Raw genomic sequence first — 385 nt, forward strand, 5'->3', positions numbered from 1 at the left:
CTTGGAGCGCGTGCGCACCTCGCCGACGACGTTTATTGATGCCGCCCATAACCCACATGGCGCCAAGGCCCTCGGTGCTGCACTGGACCGCGATTTCGACTTCGCCCGCCTCATCGGTGTGCTCTCGATCTTCGCGGATAAGGATTCCACTGGCATCCTCACCGCACTTGAGCCTTACCTCACCGAGGTAGTCATCACCCAGAACTCCTCGCCGCGCGCCCTCGATGCCTACGACTTGGTAGAGACCGCCCGCGATATCTTTGGCGAGGAGCGCGTGCACGTAGCCGATAACCTGCCGGGCGCCTATGCCCAGGCCGTGGAGCTTGCCGAGGACGCCGAGGTCCAATCCGGCTCCGGCATCATCATCACCGGCTCGGTCGTCACC

General features: G+C 63.6%; 1 protein-coding gene. It reads left to right on the forward strand.

The window, feature by feature from the left end; genetic code table 11:
• Positions 1–385 (forward strand): glutamate ligase domain-containing protein (locus K9U40_RS24575; protein WP_282892644.1); only part of this gene is annotated, 385 nt, incomplete at both ends.

This window comes from Xanthobacter autotrophicus, from assembly GCF_030015065.1.
Taxonomy (GTDB): domain Bacteria; phylum Pseudomonadota; class Alphaproteobacteria; order Rhizobiales; family Xanthobacteraceae; genus Xanthobacter; species Xanthobacter autotrophicus_D.